Genomic DNA, 1,140 nt, shown 5'->3' on the forward strand with positions numbered 1-1,140 from the left:
ACCGTCGTACCGATCCTGGGCGCCCGTCGCGTGGAGCACTTGGTGAGCAACCTCGCCGCCCTGGAGACCACGTTGGCCCCGGAACACCTCCGCGCCCTGGACGAGGTCTCCGCCCCGGCACTGGACTACCCGGCGCCGATGCACGGCGAGGCGCGTGCGATGCTCCAGTTCGCCGGGGCCACGGTGGACGGCGAGGAATCGACCGTGTATCCGCCGCTGTTGATGAGCGACGTACGGTACTGAGCGGCCGGTCACCGGCTCCCGGACGCGCCGACGGCCTGTGCGTAGCGGAAGAGTCCTGCGGGGTCGTACCGGTGCTTGACCTCGACCAGGCGCTCGTAGTTGGCGCCGTAGTAGGCGCGCCGCCAGTCGCGTAGGTCCGGGTCGGGGAAGTTGACGTACGCCGCGTCGGTGCGCAGCCGGTGGCGCAGCGTGTGGTGCACGGTGCGGATCTGCTCCAGCAGGGGGGCCACCTCGGCCTGGNNGGCCTGGGCCGTGCCAGGCCGCCAGGTGGTGCCGATGTCCAGCACGAACGTGGCCCGGCGGTGGGGGTAGGCGGTCTCGTCGGGGCGGGGCGCGTCGCTGGAGCCGCCCATGGCGAAGAGCGTCACGAAGCCGCTGGCCCGAGCGGGGCCGGGGCGCCACGCGCGGGTCCACTCGGCGACGGCTGTCACCGTGTCGCGGGTCAACCACCGTTCGGGGACGAGGGACTTGGAGGCGTGGGCTTCCCGTGCGGCGGGTGCCATGAGGTAGTCCTGCGCGGACCAGAAGCCGCGCTCCTCGATGAACGCCTTTGCCGGGCGCAGCTTCAGCAGGGGCCCCAGCAGGCGGCGCAGCGCGTCCTCGGAACCGAGTCGCTGGCCCAGTACCGACAGGGATGTGGCGCCGTCGCCCGCGTGTCTGAAACCGACGCGCAGGTCGAGATCGTTGGCGCGGTCGGCGTCGAGGACGTGCTGCAACTCGTCCATCACCTCGACGGCCACCCGCGGGTCGAGGACGAGATCGAAGACGAGGTCGAAGACGGTGGCGCGCAGGCGGTCCACGGGTACGGCGTCGAAGACGAACGAGGTGTTGAGGCCGAAGTTGCCGCCGGCCCCGCCACGGCACGCCCAGAACAGGTCCGCGTTCTCGTCGTCGGCG

General features: G+C 71.8%; 1 protein-coding gene and 1 pseudogene. One reads left to right on the top strand and one right to left on the bottom strand.

From position 1 onward, the window contains the following. A pseudogene (locus BHU15_RS37465) lies at positions 1-243 on the top strand (aldo/keto reductase); the annotation flags it as partial. Between the two features lie 8 nt (positions 244-251). Here BHU15_RS37465 and BHU15_RS42225 read toward each other — a convergent pair. Continuing rightward, positions 252-473, bottom strand: coding sequence for a BBE domain-containing protein (locus tag BHU15_RS42225; protein ID WP_368483241.1), 222 nt, complete (start codon positions 471-473; stop codon positions 252-254). Between the last annotated feature and the right edge of the window lie 667 nt (positions 474-1,140).

Source organism: Streptomyces niveus (assembly GCF_001723055.1).
GTDB classification, from domain to species: domain Bacteria; phylum Actinomycetota; class Actinomycetes; order Streptomycetales; family Streptomycetaceae; genus Streptomyces; species Streptomyces niveus.